At 57.2% G+C, this 1,089-nt stretch carries 1 protein-coding gene and 1 pseudogene; both read left to right on the plus strand.

Translation table 11 applies throughout. From position 1 onward, the window contains the following. A pseudogene (locus OBACDRAFT_RS16670) lies at window positions 1–207 on the plus strand (sialate O-acetylesterase); the annotation flags it as partial. 22 nt (window positions 208–229) lie between these two features. After that, window positions 230–961, plus strand: a complete 732-nt coding sequence (locus tag OBACDRAFT_RS25650; RefSeq protein ID WP_052362159.1) for a type II secretion system protein — start codon at window positions 230–232, stop codon at window positions 959–961. Window positions 962–1,089: the final 128 nt, after the last annotated feature.

The following is a 1,089-nucleotide window of genomic DNA, read 5'->3' on the forward strand; positions in this document are numbered from 1 at the left end:
GGCTTTGAACTCGCCGGTGCCGACAAAACATTTTTTCCCGCCGAAGCCAAAATCGACGGCAACACCATCATTGTAACATCCCCTCAAGTCCCTACTCCCGTCGCTGTCCGCTACGCCTGGCGCAACGCTCCAAGCGCTGGTCTATTCAACCAAGACGGCCTACCTGCCTGCCCCTTCCGCAGCGACGACTGGCCCGATCGTAATTAAAATCCAAATACACACACACGCCATGAAACCCACAAAACACACACACCCTTCCACCGCCCCCGCTGCCTTCACGCTCATCGAACTGCTCACCGTCATTGCCATCATCGGCATCTTGGCGGCGATCATCATCCCGACAGTCAGCAAAGTCCGCGAATCCGCCCGCTCCGCGCAATGCATGAGCAACCTCCGCTCCCTCCAATCCGCCGCCATAATGTTTATCACTGACCGCAAAGGCAAAATGCTCGACCGCGACAACTGGAAAGTCGCCCCCGACAATAGTGCCAGCCTCGTCTCCTACCTCACTCTGCCAAAGCTGCCCACGGGTGAAAAGTGGCCTGCGGACCTCATTTCTCCCCTCAATTGCTACTCTGCCTACCGCCTCAACCCAGCCCCTAACACCGGCTATGCCCGCACCTATGGCATCAGCCACTACGCTTGCGCCACTTATCAAAAGACCGGCACAGGAACAACGGAACTCACCGACACAGCCAAAACCATCGACGACATCGCCAACCCTTCGCAAATGGCCTTCTTCTTGGACGGTGTTCCCGAATCCAGCGGCATAGATTACTGGCCTTATATCCGCGATAACAACATCAGGAGTTCGGCCTCAAGTCCGCCTCCCAATTACCCCCACAAGGACGGCCTCAACATCGTCTTTGTTGACGGTCACATCCGCCACATTTCCCGTTCAGTCATGATCGTCGATCACAGGCTACAAGACAGCCCACTATGGAAAGGCTCGCTGAAGTAATCACGCCAACAACCCGCGCCACATTGAACACCCACCACACACCCGGCATCGCCGCCGCTCTCGAAGACCTCCACCGCGATCTCGCGAAAATCCTTCTCCACGAAAGTGGCGCGGGCGTCCCGCCCGCT

It is taken from the genome of Geminisphaera colitermitum TAV2 (assembly GCF_000171235.2).
GTDB classification, from domain to species: Bacteria; Verrucomicrobiota; Verrucomicrobiia; order Opitutales; family Opitutaceae; genus Geminisphaera; species Geminisphaera colitermitum.